An 18039-nucleotide genomic window follows, 5' to 3' on the forward strand; every position below is an offset into this window, starting at 1 on the left:
AATTCCTCCATGGACTTTTCCCGTTTCTTCATTGACAGGCCGATCTTCGCGGCGGTGCTGTCGATCGTGATCTTCGCCGCAGGCCTGATCACGATTCCGATCCTGCCGATCAGTGAGTACCCCGAAGTGGTGCCGCCGTCGGTGGTCGTGCGCACGGTCTATCCGGGCGCCAATCCCAAGGTCATTGCCGAGACCGTCGCCACGCCGCTTGAAGAGGCGATCAACGGCGTCGAAGGCATGATGTACCTGAAGTCGGTTGCCGGCTCGGACGGCGTGCTGCAGATGACCGTCACCTTCCGCCCGGGCACGGACCCGGACGCGGCGGCGGTGAAGGTGCAGAACCGTGTGGCCCAGGCCCAGGCACGCCTGCCCGAGGACGTGCGCCGGCAGGGCGTGACCACGCAGAAGCAGTCGCCCACCTTCCTGATGGTGGTGCACCTGACCTCGCCGCAAGGCAAGTACGACACCCTGTACCTGCGCAACTACGCCCGCCTGCACGTCAAGGATGCGCTGGCGCGCATTCCGGGCGTGGGTGACGCGCAGATCTTCGGTGGCGGCGACTACGCCATGCGTGCCTGGCTGGACCCGGACAAGGTCGCCTCGCGCGGCCTGACCGCCAGCGACGTGGTGCGTGCCATGCGCGAGCAGAACGTGCAGGTTTCGGCCGGCCAGCTCGGCGCCGAACCGCTGCCGGACAGCAAGTTCCTGACCCTGATCAATGCCCAGGGCCGGCTGAAGACCGAAAAGGAATTCGGCGACATCGTGCTCAAGAGCGGCACCGATGGCGAGATCGTGCGCCTGTCCGACGTGGCCCGCCTGGAACTGGGTGCGGGCGACTACACCCTGCGCTCGCAGCTGGACGGCAAGAACGCGGTGGGTATCGGCATCTTCCAGTCGCCGGGTGCCAACGCGCTGGAAATCCGTGACCAGGTCATCTCGACGATGGACGAGATGCAGAAGACCATGCCGGCCGACGTGAAGTACGAAGCGGTGTATGACACCACCATCTTCGTGCGCGACTCGATCAAGGCCGTGGTCTCCACGCTGCTGGAAGCGATCGCCCTGGTGGTGCTGGTGGTGATCCTGTTCCTGCAGACCTGGCGTGCCTCGATCATCCCGTTGATCGCGGTGCCGGTGTCGGTGGTGGGTACCTTCGCCGCGCTGTACCTGCTGGGCTTCTCGATCAATACGCTGAGCCTGTTCGGCCTGGTGCTGGCGATCGGCATCGTGGTCGACGACGCGATCGTGGTGGTGGAGAACGTCGAGCGCAACATCGAGGAAGGCCTGTCGCCCACCGCCGCGGCCCACCAGGCCATGCGCGAAGTGTCCGGCCCGATCGTGGCGATCGCGCTGGTGCTGTGCGCCGTGTTCGTGCCCATGGCCTTCCTGTCCGGTGTCACCGGCCAGTTCTACAAGCAGTTCGCCGTCACCATCGCCATCTCCACGGTGATCTCGGCGATCAACTCGCTGACCCTGTCGCCGGCCCTGGCCGCGCGCCTGCTGAAGGCCCATGGCGCTCCGAAGGACGGCCCGAGCCGCCTGATCGACCGCCTGTTCGGCTGGGTATTCCGTCCGTTCAACCGCTTCTTCAAGTCCAGTTCGGAGAAGTACGAGCGTGGTGTGGCCCGCATCCTCGGCCGCCGCGGTGCGGTGTTCGTGGTCTACGCGATCCTGCTGGTCGGTACCGGCGTGATCTTCAAGCTGGTGCCGCCGGGCTTCATTCCGACCCAGGACAAGCTGTACCTGATCGCCGGTGTGAAGCTGCCGGAAGGTTCGTCGATTGCGCGTACCGATGAAATGCTGCGCAAGGTCGCCAAGATCGCCCAGGAAACCGATGGCGTCGCTCACACCATCTCGTTCCCCGGTCTGAACGCGCTGCAGTTCACCAACACGCCGAACACCGGTGTGGCGTTCATCCCGCTCAAGCCGTTCGCCGAGCGCCATGGCCGCACCGCCGCACAGATCAATGCCGAGATCAACCAGAAGATCGCCGGCCTGCAGGAAGGCTTCGCGTTCGCGATGATGCCGCCGCCGATCCTCGGCCTGGGCAATGGCAACGGCTACCAGATGTTCATCGAGGACCGTGGCAACCTCGGCTACGGCGCACTGCAGAATGCCGTGCAGGCCATGCAGGGCACCGTCGCGCAGACCCCAGGCATGGCCTTCCCGATCTCCAGCTACCAGGCCAACGTGCCGCAGCTCGATGCCGAGGTGGACCGCGTCAAGGCCAAGGCACAGGGCGTGCAGCTCACCGAGCTGTTCGACACGTTGCAGACCTACCTGGGTTCGGCCTACGTCAACGACTTCAACCAGTTCGGCCGCACCTGGCAGGTGATCGCCCAGGCAGATGGTCCGTTCCGTGAGACGGTCGAGGACATCGGCAAGCTGCGTACCCGCAACGACCGCGGCGAGATGGTGCCGATCGGTTCGATGGTCACCATCAAGCAGACCTTCGGCCCGGACCCGGTGCTGCGCTTCAATGGCTATCCGGCAGCGGACCTGGCCGGTGAAGCCGACCCGCGCCTGCTGTCCTCGGCCGAGGCGATGACCAAACTGACCGAGATCGCCGGCAAGGTACTGCCGGTCGGCATGACCACCGAATGGACCGACCTGAGCTACCAGCAGGCAACCCAGGGCAAGGCCGCCTTCATCGTGTTCCCGGTGGCGATCATGCTGGCCTTCCTGGTGCTGGCCGCGCTGTACGAGAGCTGGTCGCTGCCGCTGGCGGTGATCCTGATCGTGCCGATGACCCTGCTGTCCGCGCTGTTCGGCGTGTGGCTGACCGGCGGTGACAACAACGTGTTCGTGCAGGTCGGCCTGGTGGTGCTGATGGGCCTGGCGTGCAAGAACGCGATCCTGATCGTCGAATTCGCCAGAGAGCTGGAGATGGGTGGCAAGGGCATCGTTGAAGCCGCGCTGGAAGCCTGCCGCCTGCGCCTGCGCCCGATCGTGATGACCTCCATCGCGTTCATCGCCGGCACGGTGCCGCTGGTGCTGTCGCACGGTGCAGGCGCCGAAGTGCGCTCGGTGACCGGCATCACGGTGTTTGCCGGCATGCTGGGCGTGACCCTGTTCGGCCTGTTCCTCACCCCGGTGTTCTACGTGGCGCTGCGCAAGCTGGTTACCCGCAACGGTGGCGGCCAGCTGGTGCAGCACGGCGAACCGACCATCCACCACTGATACGGAACTCCGCCGCCGGTCGTTGGCCGGCGGCCACTCTTCCCACAGACAAGGCATGCATCCATGAATACCCATCAGAACAAGATCGCGCTGGTCACTGGCGCTACCCGTGGCATCGGCCTGGAAACCGTGCGCCAGCTGGCAGAGGCCGGCGTGCACACGCTGCTGGCCGGTCGCAAGCGCGAAACGGCGGTGGAGCTGGCCCTGAAGCTGCAGACTGAAGGCCTGCCGGTCGAAGCCCTGCAGCTGGACGTGACCGACGCGGCCAGCATCGCCGAAGCGGTCGAGCAGGTGCGCCAGCGCCATGGCCGCCTCGACATCCTGGTCAACAACGCCGGCATCATGATCGAGAACCCGGCGCAGGCACCGTCGGAGCAGTCGCTCGATACCTGGAAGCGCACCTTCGACACCAACGTGTATGCGCTGGTCGCAGTCACCCAGGCCTTCCTGCCGCTGATCAGGCAGGCCAAGTCCGGGCGCATCGTCAACGTGTCGAGCATGCTCGGTTCGCAGACCCTGCATGCCGACCCGACCTCGGGCATCTACGACTTCAAGATCCCGGCCTACAACGCGTCCAAGGCCGCAGTGAACAGCTGGACCCTGAGCCTGGCGTACGAACTGCGCAATACCCCGATCAAGGTCAACACCGTGCATCCGGGTTACGTGAAGACCGACATGAACGGCGGCAACGGCGAGATCGAAATCAGCGAAGGCGCGCGTTCCAGCGTGGAAATGGCGCTGATCGGTGAAACCGGTGCCAGCGGCAGCTTCACCTACCTGGGCGAGGTGCTGCCATGGTGATCCGCACGTTGGCGATGGCCGTCTCCAGCCTGGTGCTGGCGGGCTGTGTCAGCGTCGGCCCGAACTACAAGGCCCCGGTGCAGGAACCGGTGGTCCTGCAGGGTGCACAGCAGCCGGTGTTCAGTACCGCTTCGCCGGTCGCCAGCTGGTGGGCGCAGTTCGATGATCCGGTGCTGGAACAGCTGGTGCACGGCGCACTGTCGGACAACCTGGACCTTCGCGTGGCCGTGGCCCGCGTCAGCCAGGCCCGCGCGGTGTTCGTGGAAAGCCGCTTCGACCAGGCTCCGCACGTCACCGCTGGCGGCAGCTACGACCGCCGCAAGCAACCCGATCCGCAGCTGGATGGGCAGCGGGTGTTCAGTGAAAGCTACCAGCTCGGCTTCGACGCCGGCTGGGAGCTGGATCTGTTCGGCCGCAAGCGCCGTGCCGCCGAAGCCGCGCGCGCGGACCTAGGTGCCGAGCAGGCCAACCTGGCCGATGCGCAGGTCCTGGTCGCCGCCGAAGTGGCACGCAACTACTTCGAGCTGCGCGGTACGCAGAAGCGCATCGCGGTGGCCCAGCACACGCTGGAAAACCTGCGCGATACGCAGAAGCTGACCGAGGCACGCTGGGAGCTGGGCGCCGGCAGCGAGCTGGATGTGCAGAGCAGCCGTGCCCGCCTGAAGGCGATCGAGGCCGACATCCCGTTGCTGGAAGTGGCCGAGGCGCAGTCGCGCAACCGGCTGGCCGTGCTGCTCGGCCAGCGCCCGGAAGTGCTGACCGACATGCTCGCGCCGCACGACGTGCCGGCCTTCGCCAAGGCACTGCCGCTGGGCGATACCCGCGAACTGCTGCGCCAGCGCGCCGACGTGCGCGTGGCCGAGCGTCGCCTGGCGGCTGCGACCGCACGCGTGGGCGTGGCCACTGCGGACCTGTTCCCGCGGTTGTCGCTGTCCGGCTTCGTCGGGTTCCTCGGCGGCGATGCCAGTGGCCTGGTCAATGGCAACAACAAGGCCTGGTCGCTGACCCCGTCGCTGAGCTGGGCAGCATTCGACTTCGGTACCGTGCGTGCACGCCTGCGTGCCAGCAAGGCTGAAGCCGAAGGCGTGGCCGCGCAGTATGAGCAGGCGGTACTGCTGGCCCTGGAAGACACCGAGAACGCGCTGACCCGCTATTCCAAGCAGCAGGCACGATTGGCGATCGTGGTCGAGCAGGCGCAGGCGGCACGGCGTGCCGAATCGCTGGCGCAGATCCGCTATCGCGAGGGCTCGGAAGACTTCCTGACCCTGCTGGATGCGCAGCGCACGCAGCTGGCGGCCGATGATGCGTTGGCGGCGGCCGAGTCCGAGGTCAACGTCAGCGTGGTGGGCGTGTACAAGGCGCTGGGCGGCTGGGGGCAATCACCGCAGCAACCGAGCGTGGCGCAGGTGCAGTGAATCCGGGGGGACGGAGGCAGTGGCTTCCGTCCCCTTCTGCTTTCAGGGCCACTGATTGGCCGGCACCTCACGCTCGCGCATGCGCACGATGCAGAAGCGATGGCCGCTGGGCGCTTCCATCACCCACCAGCGTTTGACGAAGCCGATGCGACGGGCGCCGAGTTTTTCCAGGCGGTCGGCCTCGGCATCGATGTCGTCGCTCTCGATGTCCAGATGCACCCGTGACGGGTGATCGACCCGCTGGACTTCAACGTCCAGGCCCGCCGGTGCGCCCAGCAGGTCGGCATACTCGGCGCCCCCTTCGGCACGCGCCGCCTGTGCCTGCAGGCCGAGCGCGGCGGCCCAGAAACGGGCGCCTTCGTCGGCGGGAAGGTCCTGGCAGTCGATGATGAATCCAGCCAGCCGGCTCTGGTGTGCCATGTGCTGCTCCGCAGTTCGAAGGGTACGCGGCAGGGTAGCGCGCTGCATTCCGTGTACGTCTTCACCTTCGTGACGTTTCTGACTCTGCCGGATTGCGAGCCCGCCGTGTAACTAGTGGGTCAGGCACTCGGGAGGACAGGCGATGGCGGACGGAAGGCGGGATACTCAACGGATGTTGTTCGGTGATCCGGGTCCACCGGGTGCGGGGCTGTCAGTGGCAGTCGTCGTGCTGCTGGTGTTGGCGACGATGGCCGCAGCGGTCGGTTTCCTGCGCCTGCAGGATTCGATGCTGGGACTGGGCCTGATCGGCGTGGCGGTGTTCCTGGCGATAGGGGCCCGCATCTGCCAGGCGCGCGATCAGCATCAGGCCCTGTATCGCCTGCTGTCGCGGCAGCCGCCGCTGTAGCTGCGGCTGCCGTGCAGGGTCAGTGCTTCGGCCAGTCCAGCTCGACCACCAGCGGGAAATGATCCGATGGCAGCACGCCATCGATGCGGCGGTCATCGGTCAGGAAGCTGCGCGCGTGGAAACCGCGCACCAGCACCCAGTCCAGCTGCGCGGTGGCCTTGCCAGTGAAATCGTGGAAGGTCAGTCGCGGGCCCTGCGGGGTCTTCACCTGGGTACGGGTGTCGTGCAGTACGCGGGTGAATGCCTTGTAGGTGTCGCCGCCGGGTTCGCTGTTGAAGTCACCGGTCAGCACCACCGGCAGGTCGGCCGGCAGCTTGGCCACGCGCCTCCCGATCAGCTCGGCACCCTTCACCCGTCGTGGTTCGTCCTCGTCGCGGTAGGGCAGGTGGGTGTTCATGAAGTAGAAGCGGCGGCCGTCGCCGATGCGGCGGAACAGCGCCCAGGTGACCATGCGTGGATACAGGTTGCCCCAGGTGATGCTGCCGGGTACATCGGGCGTATCAGACAGCCAGAAGTTGCCTGATTCCTCGATCGCCAGCACCTTGCTGTCGTAGAACACGCCCATGTGCTCGTCGCCGCTGCCGCCGCGGCGGCCCTCGCCGAACCAACGGTATCCGGGCAGGTGCTCGGCAAGGTAGTCGGCCTGCTCCTGCACCAGCTCCTGGGTACCGATCACCGCGGGGTGCGCGTCGAGGATGACCTTCACCATCGCATCGCGACGGTCGGGCCAGCGCTTGCCGGCTTCGGTATCGGCCGGGGTGCGCACATTGAACGACATCACCTTCAACGGCGCAGGGGCTGCGGCCCAGGCGCTGGTCAGAGGCAGGACAAGCGCCAACAGCGCAGACAGCGCGGGGCGACGGAAACGCGACAACATCGTGGAATCCCTCCATTCCATGAAAACGGTTTCACGGAGCATCGCACGGATTGCCGGTGGATGGCTGTGCACGCGCTGGCGGCATCTGTCGGGAATGGGCGTATTCAGCCTGGCCTTGACGGCGCATTGACCCGTCAGGCCGGGCCTGCGTGCTAGAACGGCCGTGCCGGCCATTGAACCCGGCATCGCAGCAGCAAACCCACAACGGAACCACAAGGAGCTGTGCCATGACACGATTGATTCGCGCCCTGCAGGTGTCGCTGAACCTGCGTTCGGACAATTCCACCCAGTGCATCCGTTCCAAGTATCGCTACTGGAACATCTTCTGACCGGAAGGACGCCACATAGTCGATGACATCGCCAGGGAAGGTCGATGATCTTCCCTGGCATCGGGGGGCAGGGCATGGATGAGCGTGCAGCGGATGCGGAAGTGGTTTCCATCGACGACCTGCTCGATCGCGTGCGCCGCGAAGGGCCGGTCCTGCGCTTCAACAATGATGTTGTCGGCATCTTTGATCCGGCCCTGGCGGTCAGGGTCGACAAGGCCAACACCGACCGGCACACGGTACCGGATTCGCTGATTGACTATCTTGGCCTGCGCCGTGCCCGCGACCCCGTCGCATGGCGTGAGGTGCGTGGACTGCTGAGCGAACAGGCCGGACGTCTGGCCAGCCCCGGGCACATGCGCGATCTCTACGCGCGCATGCACGGCTTCCTCGCCCAGCGTGCTGATCGTGCGCATGACCTCAGCGAACTGAGCTGGTGGACGATCTCGCAGTCACTGTTGCCGCTGCTGATCGATGGCCTCAGCCGCAACGACGTCGACGCCCTCATCGGCGAGCAGAGGACCCGCTACAACGCCATCGTGCTGCAGAACTTCTCGTTCTGGCGGCGGATCATCGACTTCCACCTTTCCCGCCGCGCGGCGCGCACCGTGTCACGGCACATCCGGCGTCGTGCGCAGCAGAGCGCGCCGCGCGAGGACTTCCTGCAATCGCTGCTGCCGCTGGTAGAACGGGTCGGGGTGGACCGGGTGGCCTATCTGGTGTCGATGGTGCTGGCCGGCATGTCGGGCCTGCCCGGTATCACTGCCGCCAGCCTGCTCTACGCGATGCACCGTTTTCCGCACTGGCATGCGCGCATTCGCGAGGAAACCTCGGCGCTGAGCCTGGAGCAGCTGTATGCACTGCCGATCAAGTCCCTGCCGTGCACGTCGCGTTTCGTCAAGGAAACTCTGCGGCTTTGGCCGGGACTGTTCGCCCTGCATCGTCCCGCCTCGCACGATATCGACATCGAGGGTGTCTGCATCCGCAAGGGTGGGGCATACGAACTGTCGTCCTACTTCCAGCATCATTCGCCGGAGTACTGGCAGAACCCGGACAGCTTCGATCCGGATCGCTGGTTGCCCGAGCGCCGCCAGGCCAACAAGGGCGCCTATGTCCCGTTCGGATTCTCATCGCGTGCCTGCATCGGCAGCGCGGTCGGCCATGCCCAGCTGCTGCTGTTCTGCGCGCTGGTGACCCGCGATTTCGAGTTGTCGGTGCAGGAGGTGCCAGCACCCTGGATGCAGCTGGAGGGCTTTGCCATCCCGGTCGACTTCATCGGTACGTTGACGCCGCGGCGCGCATGACGGTGGCCACATGCGTGGCTCAGTCGTCAATCTCGCCTCGGCGGCCGGCCGCGCGCACCGCCTGCGCGGTGGTGGCCACGCCCAGCCGTTGCCGCGCTCGACGCAGGTGGTTCTCCACCGTGCGCGCAGACAGCCCCAGTGTGGCCGCGATGTCCGCCTGGCGCCGCCCGGCCGCGACCCAGCGCAGCACTTCACGTTCGCGCGCGCTCAAGGTGCCCGCGGGAGCCTCCGCCCGCGCTTCGGCCAGACGCCGCGCCGCACGGAAGGCGGAGGTGCCGACCATGTCCAGCAGCACGCGCGCGCTGGCGGACGCATCAATCGAGGTGCCGGCGAAGCTGACCGCGCCTTCCAGACCGGTCGGGCCGAACACTGGAACCTGCAGCCCATGCAGGCCATCGCCGCGCGGCTGCTTCACCACCACATAGCGTTCGCCGCGCACGCCCTGGCGCTTGCTCCAGAAGAACGGAGCAGTGCTGTCCAGTACATGGCGATTGACCGGGCAGGCGTGCAGGTAGCGGGCGAGCCCGGTGGCGCTGCCGTCGTCGTACCAGTCACCTTCGATCCAGTACACGCGCTGTGCGCCGCGTTCCAGGCCGGTTGCAGTGGCGAACACCAGCAGGCGGTCGTAGCCCAGTGGTGAGGCGGCGCGGCGCAGCACGCCGCCCACCGCGGCCAGTGAGCGCGCCTGTTCCAGTTCCAGCAACGCGGGCACCAGCGTGGGCACAGGCTCAGCGCCCGGCCAACGCGTCGAGCAGCGTACGCGCGGCCAGCTTGCCCAGCGCGTTGCCAGCCAGCGGACTGTCGCCGGTCAGCAGCAGCCGATCCTGCAGCACGCTGCCATCGATGCCCTCATTGACGATCTGCACGCCCTGCTGGGCCAGACGCTCACCGAAGAACCAGCGCAGCTGCCCCGGCATGTAGCCGATCTCCGGTGTCTGCCGGTCCATTGCGTCGGGGAAGGCACAGATGCGGTAGCCACGGAACAGCGAGTCACCCTCGGCTTCGTCGACGCCCGCCGCCAGCAGCGCCGCCGGGCCATGGCAGAGCGTGATGATGTGGCGCTGCCCGGCCATGGCCCACTGCAGCGTGGCCTTCACCGCCGCGCTCTCCGGCAGGCCGATCAGTGCGCCGTGGCCACCGGGAATGAAGATGGCGGCATAGTCTGAATCGGCTCCCAGGCCGGCCACCACCTCATCCAGCTGCAACGGCTGGCGGAAGCGTGCCTGGTAGCGTTCGTACAGGGCGCCGATCTCGCGGTCCTCGTGCGGGAAGGCCCACCATTCGAATTTGACGGCGTTGCCGGACAGCGTCGCCACGTCGATGTCGAAGCCGGCCTTGTCCAGGTGGTACATCGGCAGCAGGGTTTCCACCGGATGGTTCCCGGTGGAGAACAGGTGGCCATTGGCGGTCGGCAGATAGCGCTCGTCGGCGGCGATCATCAGCACCTTCCAGCGGCCATCGCGGCGTGCATCCGGATAGTCGGCGCCGGACAGGTCGCTCTTGGGCGAGGTGAACTGCGACAGCGAATACGGCGACGGGAAGAAGGCATCGCGCTCGGCCGGATCGGGGCTGGGCTAGCGGCTGGGCTCTTGCGTGTTCATGCAGACCTCCGTTGGGGGAAAGTGAGCCCAGCATAGGAGGCTGCGTGCGCAGGCGCGATGAGGGATTCCCCTCAATCGGACGCAACCCGGATGCTGCAGCGCGCCACCCGGCCGGTTGGACAGCGGGATTATGTCGTGTTATCTAGCCGGTGCCGGGATAATCCCGGCATAACCACACAGCAAGCAAAGGAATGAAAATGAAAAGATTCGCCCGAGCATTGCGCGTCACTCTGAATATTCATCCGAACGAAAAGAGCAGCGTGTGGGATACCTGGCCTCTGTGGGTCGAATTCTGATCCTGCGGGCCAAACCCGCGATTGAGCGGTAGCAAGACGAAGGGACTCGTCTTTCGAGTCCCTTCCTGCCGGAGACGCACTGCATGCAAGGGATGTCGAATGAAGGCAGCGCCATTGCTGCCGAGCGCCTGGCTGCGCGCGTGGAGCGCGAGGGGCCGGTGCTGAAACTGGAAACCGGCGGTATCGGGGTTTTCTGCCCGGAACTGGCCGGCAAGGTCGACAAGGAGAATTCCGAGCACCTGTTCGTGGTCGAGTCGCTGGCCGACCTGTTCCGCCGACACGAACGCGTGCGCTGGACCGAAGTGCGCAGCCTGATTGCCACGCGCAGTGCTGACCTCACCAGTGCACAGACTCTGGAGGCGTTGCAGTCGCGCATGCGGCAGGCATTGGACGCACTGTGCGGGCGCGAGCTGGATGCCACGCCAGCCGTGTGGAAGGTGATGGCGCATCCGCTGGTGCCACTGGTGATCGACGGGCTCGATGCCCGCGGCACCGCAGCCATCGAACGCGCCCTGCATCTGCGCTACACCACCCAGGTCGAGCAGGTCATCCATCGCCGCCACCTGCTGCGCAATTTCCTCATCGGCCGTGGCGAATCACGGGCGATCGCCGCCGAACTCAAGCGCCGGGTCCGCAGCGGGCGTTCGGCGCTGGACTACGCGCAGTCATTGCTGAGCCTGCGAGAGCGCATCGGCCTGGACAAGGTCATCTACCTGGTCACCGTGCAGCTGATCGCCATTTCCGGCGTGCCCGGCATGATGGCTGCCTGCCTGCTGTTGGCGATGCAGATGCATCCACACTGGCGCCAGCGCATCGAGGAGGAATTCGCGCCGCTCTCGGATGCGGAGATCCATGCGCTGCCGATGGCCAGGATTCCCTGCACGATGCGCTTCCTGAAGGAAGTGATGCGGCTGTACTCCACGCCCTTCAACAACCGTCGGGTGGCCGCCTGCGATCTGCAGGTGGAAGGGCAGGCCATCGCCGAAGGCACAGTGTTCGAGTTGAGTTCGTTCATCCAGCATCGCTCGGCGAAGTACTGGGATGACCCGCTGCAGTTCGATCCCGATCGCTGGCTGCCCGAACGGCGCAAGCGTACCGCCGGCATCTATGTGCCCTATGGCTTCCCCACGCGTTCCTGCGTGGGATCGGCGGTCGGCAACGCACAGCTGGTATTGCTGTGCGCGCTGCTGGCACGCGAGTTCCGCTTCACCCCCAGCGCCGACTATCGGCCCGAGGTGCGCATGGAGGGCTTTGCGATTCCGGCGGCGCTGCATGGCACGTTCTCGCGGCGTACGGCCGGTGCCTGATCTGTCGGGACGGCGGCCTACTTTCCCGTTCGCCCGTGTTCCTGCATGTCCTCATGCAGGATCCGCCGCAGCTCGACGATGGCCGGCGTAGCTTCCTGCACGCTGTGTCCGGACACGATCACCTTCTCCGAATCCGCGTGCGGCAGGTGCGAGCTCCAGTAGGGCACCAGCCCGTCGTCGGTCTTTTCCAGCGGCCCATCGGCCTTGGCGCGGGCGATGATCGAGTGGTAGTGCACCTTCGGCGACATCGGCAGGTCGGCCACCGCGCGGACGAAGGGATCGTCCTTGTCCAGGTTCTGGATGCTGTTCATCTGGTAGCCGTGCTTGCCGTCATTGCGGTCGATCTGGCCGTCGTTGGCGATGGTGGCGACGTCTTCCAGCACGGTCAGTGGCAACCGCACCAGCCGGCCGATCCAACGGCCGAGACGGGTGCCCGCCACGTCGGTACCGCGATGCGGCGTGGCGATGAACACCACGCGGGACACTTCCGGTTCCGGCAGGAAGGTCAGCACCGGTGCGCCTTTGGTGCGCAGCAGTTCGCGCTGGGCGGGCGTCATCTGCGCGGTGGCCAGCAGGGTGTCGACCAGGTGGTCGCCGGAGGAGGAGATCATCAACCGTGCGATCACCCCGCCCATGCTGTGCCCCACCAGCACCATGTCATGCGAGGCCTGCGCCTTGCCGCTGGGGTCGAAGTGCTTGAACACTTCAGCCAGCGTGTGGCGCATCGCATCGTGGCTCATCGCGATAGGCATGTTGGTCGGGTAATAGAACTGCCAGACCTGGAACTCCTGGCGGATCTCGTCGTCGCGCAGCAGTTCGTTGGCCACGTTGACCCAGGCTTCCGGACTGCTGGCCAGGCCATGGATCATCAGCAGCACGCGGCGGTTCGGGTCGTAGGGCTGCATCATGTACAGATGCGGCGTGTCGATGCCGCCCTTGCCACCGAACAGCGTGCGCAACGACTGTCGGCTGAAGTTGGAGCGGGCCAGCCACAGCGCATAGCCGGCAGTGAAGTTGGCCGCCAGTGGCACCTGCTGGCCGTGCAGGGTCACTTCCGCAACCTGGTAGGGATCGTGGATCTCCAGCTCCGGCTCGTCATCGTGCAGCACCTCCCACAGGTTTTTTCCCGAGAAGCGCAGCAGCACCGTCATCGATGGCGAGGGCATCTCGCTCCAGCTCTGCGTGGCGGGACGGCTTGCCTGCGTTGCCTGCGCCGCTGCCGGAGGCGTGGTGGCCGTGCTGCCGGCCGGGTCATCCATCACTGCCACCAGTTCGGCACCGAAGCCATCGCGGCGATGCACGCTTCGCAGCGTACCGGTGAACGACAGCGAGGCGGCGGGCACCAGCTCGCTGGGGGTACGCTGGTCCAGCGCCGATGCTTCGTCTGAAGGGGCCAGCACGAAGGTCCAGCGGCCCAGCTGGAAATGGCTGGCCTGGCCGTGCACGCGCCCGGTGGCATAGGCGTTGTAAAGCTGCACCGAGGCTTCCTGCACAGCCAGGTTGTAGTAATCGCGCACCTGGGTCTGGCGGTCTTCGAAGCCGCGCTGGTTCGCCGTGCGCTCGGTGAAGAACAGATAGGCATAGGCCTGGCGCGCGACCTGCATCCACGCATCGAGGCGTGGCTGGAAGTCGGCATCCAGCTCGGTGATTGCGGTCTTGGCGCGGCCGGATGCCGAGTACTCGCGTTTTGGCGCCGGCAGGGTCATCGCATACTGCAGCCACAGCTCGGCCAGGCTGGAGCGCTTGTCTTCCTCACGCACCACGATGCTGCTTTCCATCGCCTCGATGCAGGGCAGGCCGGGCTTGGCACAGACGCCCTCGTCGAGCCCGGCCACGCGCAGGGTCTCGATGGTCGCCGCGCTGAGCTTGCCGGAGGTCAGGATGTCACCGCGCTTGAGCGCGATGTACTGGCCGGGCGTGACCGAGGCAACCTGCACCGACGGCCCGAACTGGCGCAGCGTCGCGCAGCCGCCCAGGGCGAGCAGCACGGTGATGATGAGGGTCGTGCGGCCGATCAAGCCCAAGCCCGTGGTAGCCATGCGATCCTCCTTCGCGGTGGCGCCACTCTAGCGGCCGGCCTGTCAAAGCGGAATAGACCGGACGGTAGGTTTGGGCCAGGCCGCCTTGGGCGATTCAGCCATTCCCGTGTGACACTGCGGCGAATGGAGTTATGCAGGGACTGCGATGACGTGGCTTGAGACCCGGATCCCGCCGCCGCTGGTGATGCTGCTGTGCGCGGGGATCGGCTGGCTTGGGAGCCGACTGTGGCCGGAGGCGGTGTTGCCCCTGCCGATGCGGGCGCTGATGTCAGGCGGGGTGATGGCGATCGGTGTGGCGCTGAACCTGCTGCCGAAGCTTGCGTTCCAGCGGGCGCGCACCACGGTCAATCCGCTGCGCCCTTCGGCATCAAGCGCGCTGGTCACGCGCGGCATGTACCGTTACACGCGCAATCCGATGTATCTGGGCCAGGCAACGATCCTCACTGGCGCAATGTTGTACCTGCAGAACATGGTCGCGTTGCTGGCTGTGCCGTTGTTCGTGCTCTACATCACCTGGTTGCAGATCATGCCGGAAGAGCGGGCGTTGCTGGCGCGCTTCCCCGAGGTGTATCCGTTGTTCCGCCAACGTGTGCGGCGTTGGCTGTAGCGGGGATCAACCCGCTACCGGGTGATCTGGCACTTCACGGCAGCGGAATAGCCTTCGTAGTCGTCGCCTGCGATCACGTGCAGGGTGTGGCGCTTGTCGGTGGTCTTCACGTATGAAGGTTCCTCCGTGTTGGCGTGTTTGTTGACCGTGTTCACTGACCACGCTGTGGCCAGATGCGTGGCGTCAATGCCGTTCAAGTAGACGAAGAGGCTCTTCTCGCCCTCGGCCACGTTCACATCGGCACTGGTGACGGTACCGCCGAACAGGGCGACCGGCTTGTCCTCCGGCTCGAAGGTGCCACCCGGTTTCCCGGCCAGGCCAGCGGCCTGCAGTGCATCGATGGCGTCGGCCTCGCTGAAGTCCGAGCCGGCCTTGCAGGCCAGCAGGGCTTCCAGCGTGGCGGTGCCGGGGAGCGCGATGGCCGGTGCCGCGGCGTGCGCGGGTTGGGCGGCGGCGAGGGTGACGAGGAACAGGGTGAGGGCGACGGGAGCTTTCATGGCAGATTCTTTAATGTGTCGCGGGATAGCCGGTGGCGGGGCGAACAGATCCCGGCCACCGGCCACATTCGGCGTGATGGGTCAGTCGAACCAGACCAGCGGCATGTCGGCATTGAGCGACATGTGGCGGAAATCTCCTAGTACCTGGGCCACGGCCTGCACGGTGTGGCAGCCCGTTCCCAGCGCGGACGATCCCGCGCTCAGGTAGCTGGCGGAGATGGTACGGGTGCTGACCGAGTCCGGCTTGGAGCCCAACTGCTGGGTGCCGAGGCTGCCCACCTGCTGGCCATCGATCTTCAGGAACAGGAACACGCTTCCGCCACCGTCGTTCGGGTCACCCTGCACGCGGGACTTTGTCGAGAAAAGCACCACGCCGTTGTGCCCCTGCGGAATGCAGACCTGGCCCTCGCCAATGACCACCTGCGAGCCCGCTGACGGACAGCCCGGCGCGAAGCCATTGGTCCCGACGCAGACATAGGCGAAGCGGCGGTAGGGGCCTGCGGCGGCGTAGTTGAATCCAGGGTTCAACCCCTTTCCGACCACGCCAAAGCCGTTGGACAGCGTCACCAGTCGGGAGTTGGCGCCGAACTTGTACTTTACGTTGTTGGTGTTGGCGTCCTGCGGCTGGTAGTACGGCGATTCGGACGCGACGAAGCTGACAGTGCTGTAAGCCGGCGGATTGACGAACAGGCCTTGCGAATAGAAGGGAGCCTGCGTTTCTGCGCCACTGAAGATGTCATTGATCGACCAGGTCATCGATTCGATGCCGGGCTCCTGCTCGTTCAGGAAAATTCCCATCATGCCATCGCCGTAGTTGCCCCATGCGAACGCGCGGCCGGAAGCCATGGCCACGATGGGGCCACCGGGATTGCCGGCCTGGGCAGTCATCAGCAGCTTGCGGTCCTTGGCCTGCAACGCCATTCCTTCAGGGCTGCCGACGGTATTGAAGTCCAGCTGCGCGGTGTCACTCGGAAGGCTGCTGTTGGTTACCGAGCCTGCAGATGTGATGAGCACGGAAAGGTTGCTGGCGGAGCCGAAATTGACGGCCGAACCGATGGCCTGTCCGGCCAGGTTGACCGTATGGTGTCCGGCGGGCAGGTACTTGGCACCGATGACATTGAAGGAGTGCTGTTGGGCCGATGTCGACTGCCGCCAGTCGATGTAGCTGTCGTTGGAGACCACCTCACCGTTGATGGTGATGTAGGCGTTGGCGGCAGAGCGGCCGCCAGGGAAGTACCGTCCATCCGACTGCACGTATACCCATCCAGGGGCGTTCAGATCGATGGTGCTCGAAAGCAGGGTTGCCGTGCCGGGTTGTACGCGCTGGTCAGCGGTCAGCTGCAGATAGCGGGAGCCTGGCGTGGCAGCGGAAGCCTGCCCCAGTGCCAACGCCACGGCCAAGCCCACAAACAGTGTGATGCGCTTCATCTGATGTCCTTTCAGGTTTCGGGTCACGTCGTGTGACGCAGGGACTCTACTGGATCCGGATCTCAGCTTCTGTGACTGGCTCCCCATGCGGGTGGCATCGGGGAATGTCGGTACAGCAGAGGAGGCGCCATCCTCGGAAAACAAAAAAGCCGGAACTCCATTGACGGGAGATCCGGCTTCTTGCGGCCTCGACAGGCCATACAGATGGTGGAGGTGGGCGGAATTGAACCGCCGTCCGAAGGCACTCCATCCCCAGCACTACATGCTTAGCTCACCGTTGGATCTCGTCCCCGAACAGCACGGTGCGCGAAGCGCATCCGGGAACCAGCCTGTTGTGTTCTAGTGCCGGACTGACAGGCAGCCGTCCAGCGCGATTCCATGATAGTGACTCTACACCGCGAGCATGGACACAAGCGGTTTCGAGGCTTAGGCCTTAAGCGGCCAGAGCGTAGTTGTCGTCGTTGGCAACTAGAGTTTTGCAGCTGGATTTACGAGGAAAGCTACCCCCTCGGCATGCGCCAGGCGACTTCACAACCCCCGTCGAAACCAATGCACCCCCGGTTTCTTCAAGTTCTGCAAGGTACAAGGCCTGTTTCGTGTCGCCACGCTCAGTGCCTGCCCAACGCTGGCAATGCTACGCCAAAACAGCTGAACAGTCACCTTGGCAATCCGCAACAAGTTGTAGAGCCTCCGTCATAGCGGATTGGTAACGTCCCTGGCACGAATTTGCGACACACTGGCGGCGACCATCCGGGCCAGGACAAACACGGAGACTGTGGGTGACCGATGCAAGCCAACAACGCAGCCTGCGACAGCTGGTCGGACCCGTCGGGGCCGACTACCAGCGGCGGGCCTTGCCCCCCGGTTGGGTCTGGGCCGTGCTGGGCGTGCTGCTTGCGGCCACCGCGCTGACCGAACTGCCGGCCACAGCGGCCGCAGCACTGGTCGCCAGTGCGGTGGTGGTGCATTGGTCGCAGCGCGGTCGCATCCATTGGCTGGGCTGGCGTCTGCCGGGCATGGCGGTGTTGGCGGCCCTGCTGTGGGGGCCGGAAGTGCTGTCGCAGTGGTTCGAGCACGGGCTGGCCGTGGTCCTGATGTCGCTGGCCAGCCTCAGCATCGGTGTGCATGTGTGGCAGTCGCGGCAGCTGGCGCGACAGCTGCAGGGCGCTGCCGATTCGCTGGATGACGCCCAGCTGCTGGCCCTGTTGCCGGCCGATGCGGCCCAGATGGCACAGCAGTGGCGCGCGGGTGATGACCGGCATGCCCCGGAACTGGCAGTCGTAATGCACCTGGCCGTGATGCACGCGGCGCTGGCACCGCGCATGCGCGGGCAGGGCGTGTTGGCAGGGTGACCCGCCTTGTCTGGCGTCGAGCCATGCTCGACTGCTTGTGTGCCGAAGCCGAGCATGGCTTGTATGTTCCTCCCGGCTCCTACGCGGTATGTAGGAGCCAGGGTGGAGGGACCGTCAACATGATATCTGCGGATAGCAGCCGACAGACGAGCCGAGCGATCCCCATCCCGCACCTTAACGTCG

14 protein-coding genes, 1 other RNA gene and 1 pseudogene are annotated in these 18039 nt (G+C 65.7%); 8 read left to right on the forward strand and 8 right to left on the reverse strand.

Features of this window, described 5'->3' with window-relative positions:
* The first annotated feature begins 9 nt into the window (after positions 1 to 9).
* The 3 genes from KXV01_RS03530 to KXV01_RS03540 all read left to right on the forward strand — a co-directional run bounded on the left by KXV01_RS03530 (position 10) and on the right by KXV01_RS03540 (position 5396).
* Positions 10 to 3180: a multidrug efflux RND transporter permease subunit gene (locus KXV01_RS03530; protein ID WP_099494590.1), complete on the forward strand. Its 3171-nt coding sequence runs from the start codon at positions 10 to 12 to the stop codon at positions 3178 to 3180.
* Positions 3181 to 3243: 63 nt separating this feature from the next.
* Positions 3244 to 3981: an SDR family oxidoreductase gene (locus KXV01_RS03535; protein ID WP_049414415.1), complete on the forward strand. Its 738-nt coding sequence runs from the start codon at positions 3244 to 3246 to the stop codon at positions 3979 to 3981.
* A complete protein-coding gene (locus KXV01_RS03540) occupies positions 3975 to 5396 on the forward strand; it encodes an efflux transporter outer membrane subunit (RefSeq protein WP_049414414.1) in 1422 nt (473 codons plus the stop codon). The genes KXV01_RS03535 and KXV01_RS03540 overlap by 7 nt, the downstream gene beginning before the upstream one ends.
* Before the next feature lie 42 nt (positions 5397 to 5438).
* Here KXV01_RS03540 and KXV01_RS03545 read toward each other — a convergent pair whose 3' ends face one another.
* Positions 5439 to 5816 (reverse strand): VOC family protein, encoded by a 378-nt coding sequence (locus tag KXV01_RS03545; RefSeq protein WP_049414413.1) that lies wholly within the window; start codon positions 5814 to 5816, stop codon positions 5439 to 5441.
* Between the two features lie 142 nt (positions 5817 to 5958).
* Here KXV01_RS03545 and KXV01_RS03550 point away from each other — a divergent pair, with 142 nt between their 5' ends.
* Positions 5959 to 6222 (forward strand): hypothetical protein, encoded by a 264-nt coding sequence (locus KXV01_RS03550; protein ID WP_049414598.1) that lies wholly within the window; start codon positions 5959 to 5961, stop codon positions 6220 to 6222.
* 19 nt (positions 6223 to 6241) lie between these two features.
* Here the strand turns inward: KXV01_RS03550 and KXV01_RS03555 are convergent, their stop codons facing one another.
* The gene (locus KXV01_RS03555; protein WP_263467507.1) at positions 6242 to 7099 is read right to left on the reverse strand and encodes an endonuclease/exonuclease/phosphatase family protein; all 858 of its coding nucleotides are present in this window, start codon (positions 7097 to 7099) and stop codon (positions 6242 to 6244) included.
* A 373-nt stretch (positions 7100 to 7472) separates the two neighbouring features.
* Between KXV01_RS03555 and KXV01_RS03560 the strand changes: the two genes are divergently transcribed.
* On the forward strand, positions 7473 to 8729 hold the full coding sequence (locus KXV01_RS03560) for a cytochrome P450 (protein ID WP_241898805.1): 1257 nt from the start codon (positions 7473 to 7475) through the stop codon (positions 8727 to 8729).
* 19 nt (positions 8730 to 8748) lie between these two features.
* Here KXV01_RS03560 and KXV01_RS03565 read toward each other — a convergent pair whose 3' ends face one another.
* The gene (locus KXV01_RS03565) at positions 8749 to 9453 is read right to left on the reverse strand and encodes a PA1136 family autoinducer-binding transcriptional regulator (RefSeq protein WP_049439510.1); all 705 of its coding nucleotides are present in this window, start codon (positions 9451 to 9453) and stop codon (positions 8749 to 8751) included.
* Positions 9454 to 9457: 4 nt separating this feature from the next.
* Positions 9458 to 10330, reverse strand: a pseudogene (gene hchA / locus KXV01_RS03570) (glyoxalase III HchA).
* A 379-nt stretch (positions 10331 to 10709) separates the two neighbouring features.
* On the opposite strand from hchA, the gene KXV01_RS03575 reads away from it, so the two are divergent.
* Positions 10710 to 11933, forward strand: coding sequence for a cytochrome P450 (locus tag KXV01_RS03575; RefSeq protein WP_065426567.1), 1224 nt, complete (start codon positions 10710 to 10712; stop codon positions 11931 to 11933).
* A 17-nt stretch (positions 11934 to 11950) separates the two neighbouring features.
* On the opposite strand, the gene KXV01_RS03580 is transcribed toward KXV01_RS03575, so the two are convergent.
* Positions 11951 to 13972, reverse strand: coding sequence for an alpha/beta fold hydrolase (locus tag KXV01_RS03580; RefSeq protein WP_049414605.1), 2022 nt, complete (start codon positions 13970 to 13972; stop codon positions 11951 to 11953).
* Between the two features lie 145 nt (positions 13973 to 14117).
* Between KXV01_RS03580 and KXV01_RS03585 the strand changes: the two genes are divergently transcribed.
* Positions 14118 to 14579: an isoprenylcysteine carboxylmethyltransferase family protein gene (locus KXV01_RS03585; protein ID WP_099494593.1), complete on the forward strand. Its 462-nt coding sequence runs from the start codon at positions 14118 to 14120 to the stop codon at positions 14577 to 14579.
* 14 nt (positions 14580 to 14593) lie between these two features.
* On the opposite strand, the gene KXV01_RS03590 is transcribed toward KXV01_RS03585, so the two are convergent.
* From KXV01_RS03590 to ssrA, 3 genes are all read right to left on the reverse strand, one after another.
* Entirely contained in the window at positions 14594 to 15076 is a 483-nt protein-coding gene (locus tag KXV01_RS03590; protein ID WP_099494594.1) for a hypothetical protein, read from the reverse strand.
* Between the two features lie 81 nt (positions 15077 to 15157).
* Positions 15158 to 16504, reverse strand: a complete 1347-nt coding sequence (locus KXV01_RS03595) for a hypothetical protein (RefSeq protein WP_099494595.1) — start codon at positions 16502 to 16504, stop codon at positions 15158 to 15160.
* Between the two features lie 205 nt (positions 16505 to 16709).
* Positions 16710 to 17063, reverse strand: a transfer-messenger RNA (tmRNA) gene (gene ssrA / locus KXV01_RS03600).
* Positions 17064 to 17283: 220 nt separating this feature from the next.
* Between ssrA and KXV01_RS03605 the strand changes: the two genes are divergently transcribed.
* Positions 17284 to 17856, forward strand: coding sequence for a hypothetical protein (locus KXV01_RS03605; RefSeq protein ID WP_049439503.1), 573 nt, complete (start codon positions 17284 to 17286; stop codon positions 17854 to 17856).
* Positions 17857 to 18039 lie beyond the last annotated feature (183 nt).

It is taken from the genome of Stenotrophomonas sp. Ps181 (assembly GCF_025697425.1).
Classification (GTDB): Bacteria; Pseudomonadota; Gammaproteobacteria; order Xanthomonadales; family Xanthomonadaceae; genus Stenotrophomonas; species Stenotrophomonas sepilia.

Coding starts and splice junctions, on each gene's coding strand:
- KXV01_RS03550 (WP_049414598.1), top strand. CDS start 5,959: ATGGCGGACGGAAGGCGGGATACTCAACGGATGTTGTTCGGTGATCCG.
- KXV01_RS03595 (WP_099494595.1), bottom strand. CDS start 16,504: ATGAAGCGCATCACACTGTTTGTGGGCTTGGCCGTGGCGTTGGCACTG.
- KXV01_RS03535 (WP_049414415.1), top strand. CDS start 3,244: ATGAATACCCATCAGAACAAGATCGCGCTGGTCACTGGCGCTACCCGT.
- KXV01_RS03560 (WP_241898805.1), top strand. CDS start 7,473: ATGATCTTCCCTGGCATCGGGGGGCAGGGCATGGATGAGCGTGCAGCG.
- KXV01_RS03540 (WP_049414414.1), top strand. CDS start 3,975: ATGGTGATCCGCACGTTGGCGATGGCCGTCTCCAGCCTGGTGCTGGCG.
- KXV01_RS03580 (WP_049414605.1), bottom strand. CDS start 13,972: ATGGCTACCACGGGCTTGGGCTTGATCGGCCGCACGACCCTCATCATC.
- KXV01_RS03575 (WP_065426567.1), top strand. CDS start 10,710: ATGCAAGGGATGTCGAATGAAGGCAGCGCCATTGCTGCCGAGCGCCTG.
- KXV01_RS03590 (WP_099494594.1), bottom strand. CDS start 15,076: ATGAAAGCTCCCGTCGCCCTCACCCTGTTCCTCGTCACCCTCGCCGCC.
- KXV01_RS03555 (WP_263467507.1), bottom strand. CDS start 7,099: ATGTTGTCGCGTTTCCGTCGCCCCGCGCTGTCTGCGCTGTTGGCGCTT.
- KXV01_RS03585 (WP_099494593.1), top strand. CDS start 14,118: ATGACGTGGCTTGAGACCCGGATCCCGCCGCCGCTGGTGATGCTGCTG.
- KXV01_RS03545 (WP_049414413.1), bottom strand. CDS start 5,816: ATGGCACACCAGAGCCGGCTGGCTGGATTCATCATCGACTGCCAGGAC.
- KXV01_RS03530 (WP_099494590.1), top strand. CDS start 10: ATGGACTTTTCCCGTTTCTTCATTGACAGGCCGATCTTCGCGGCGGTG.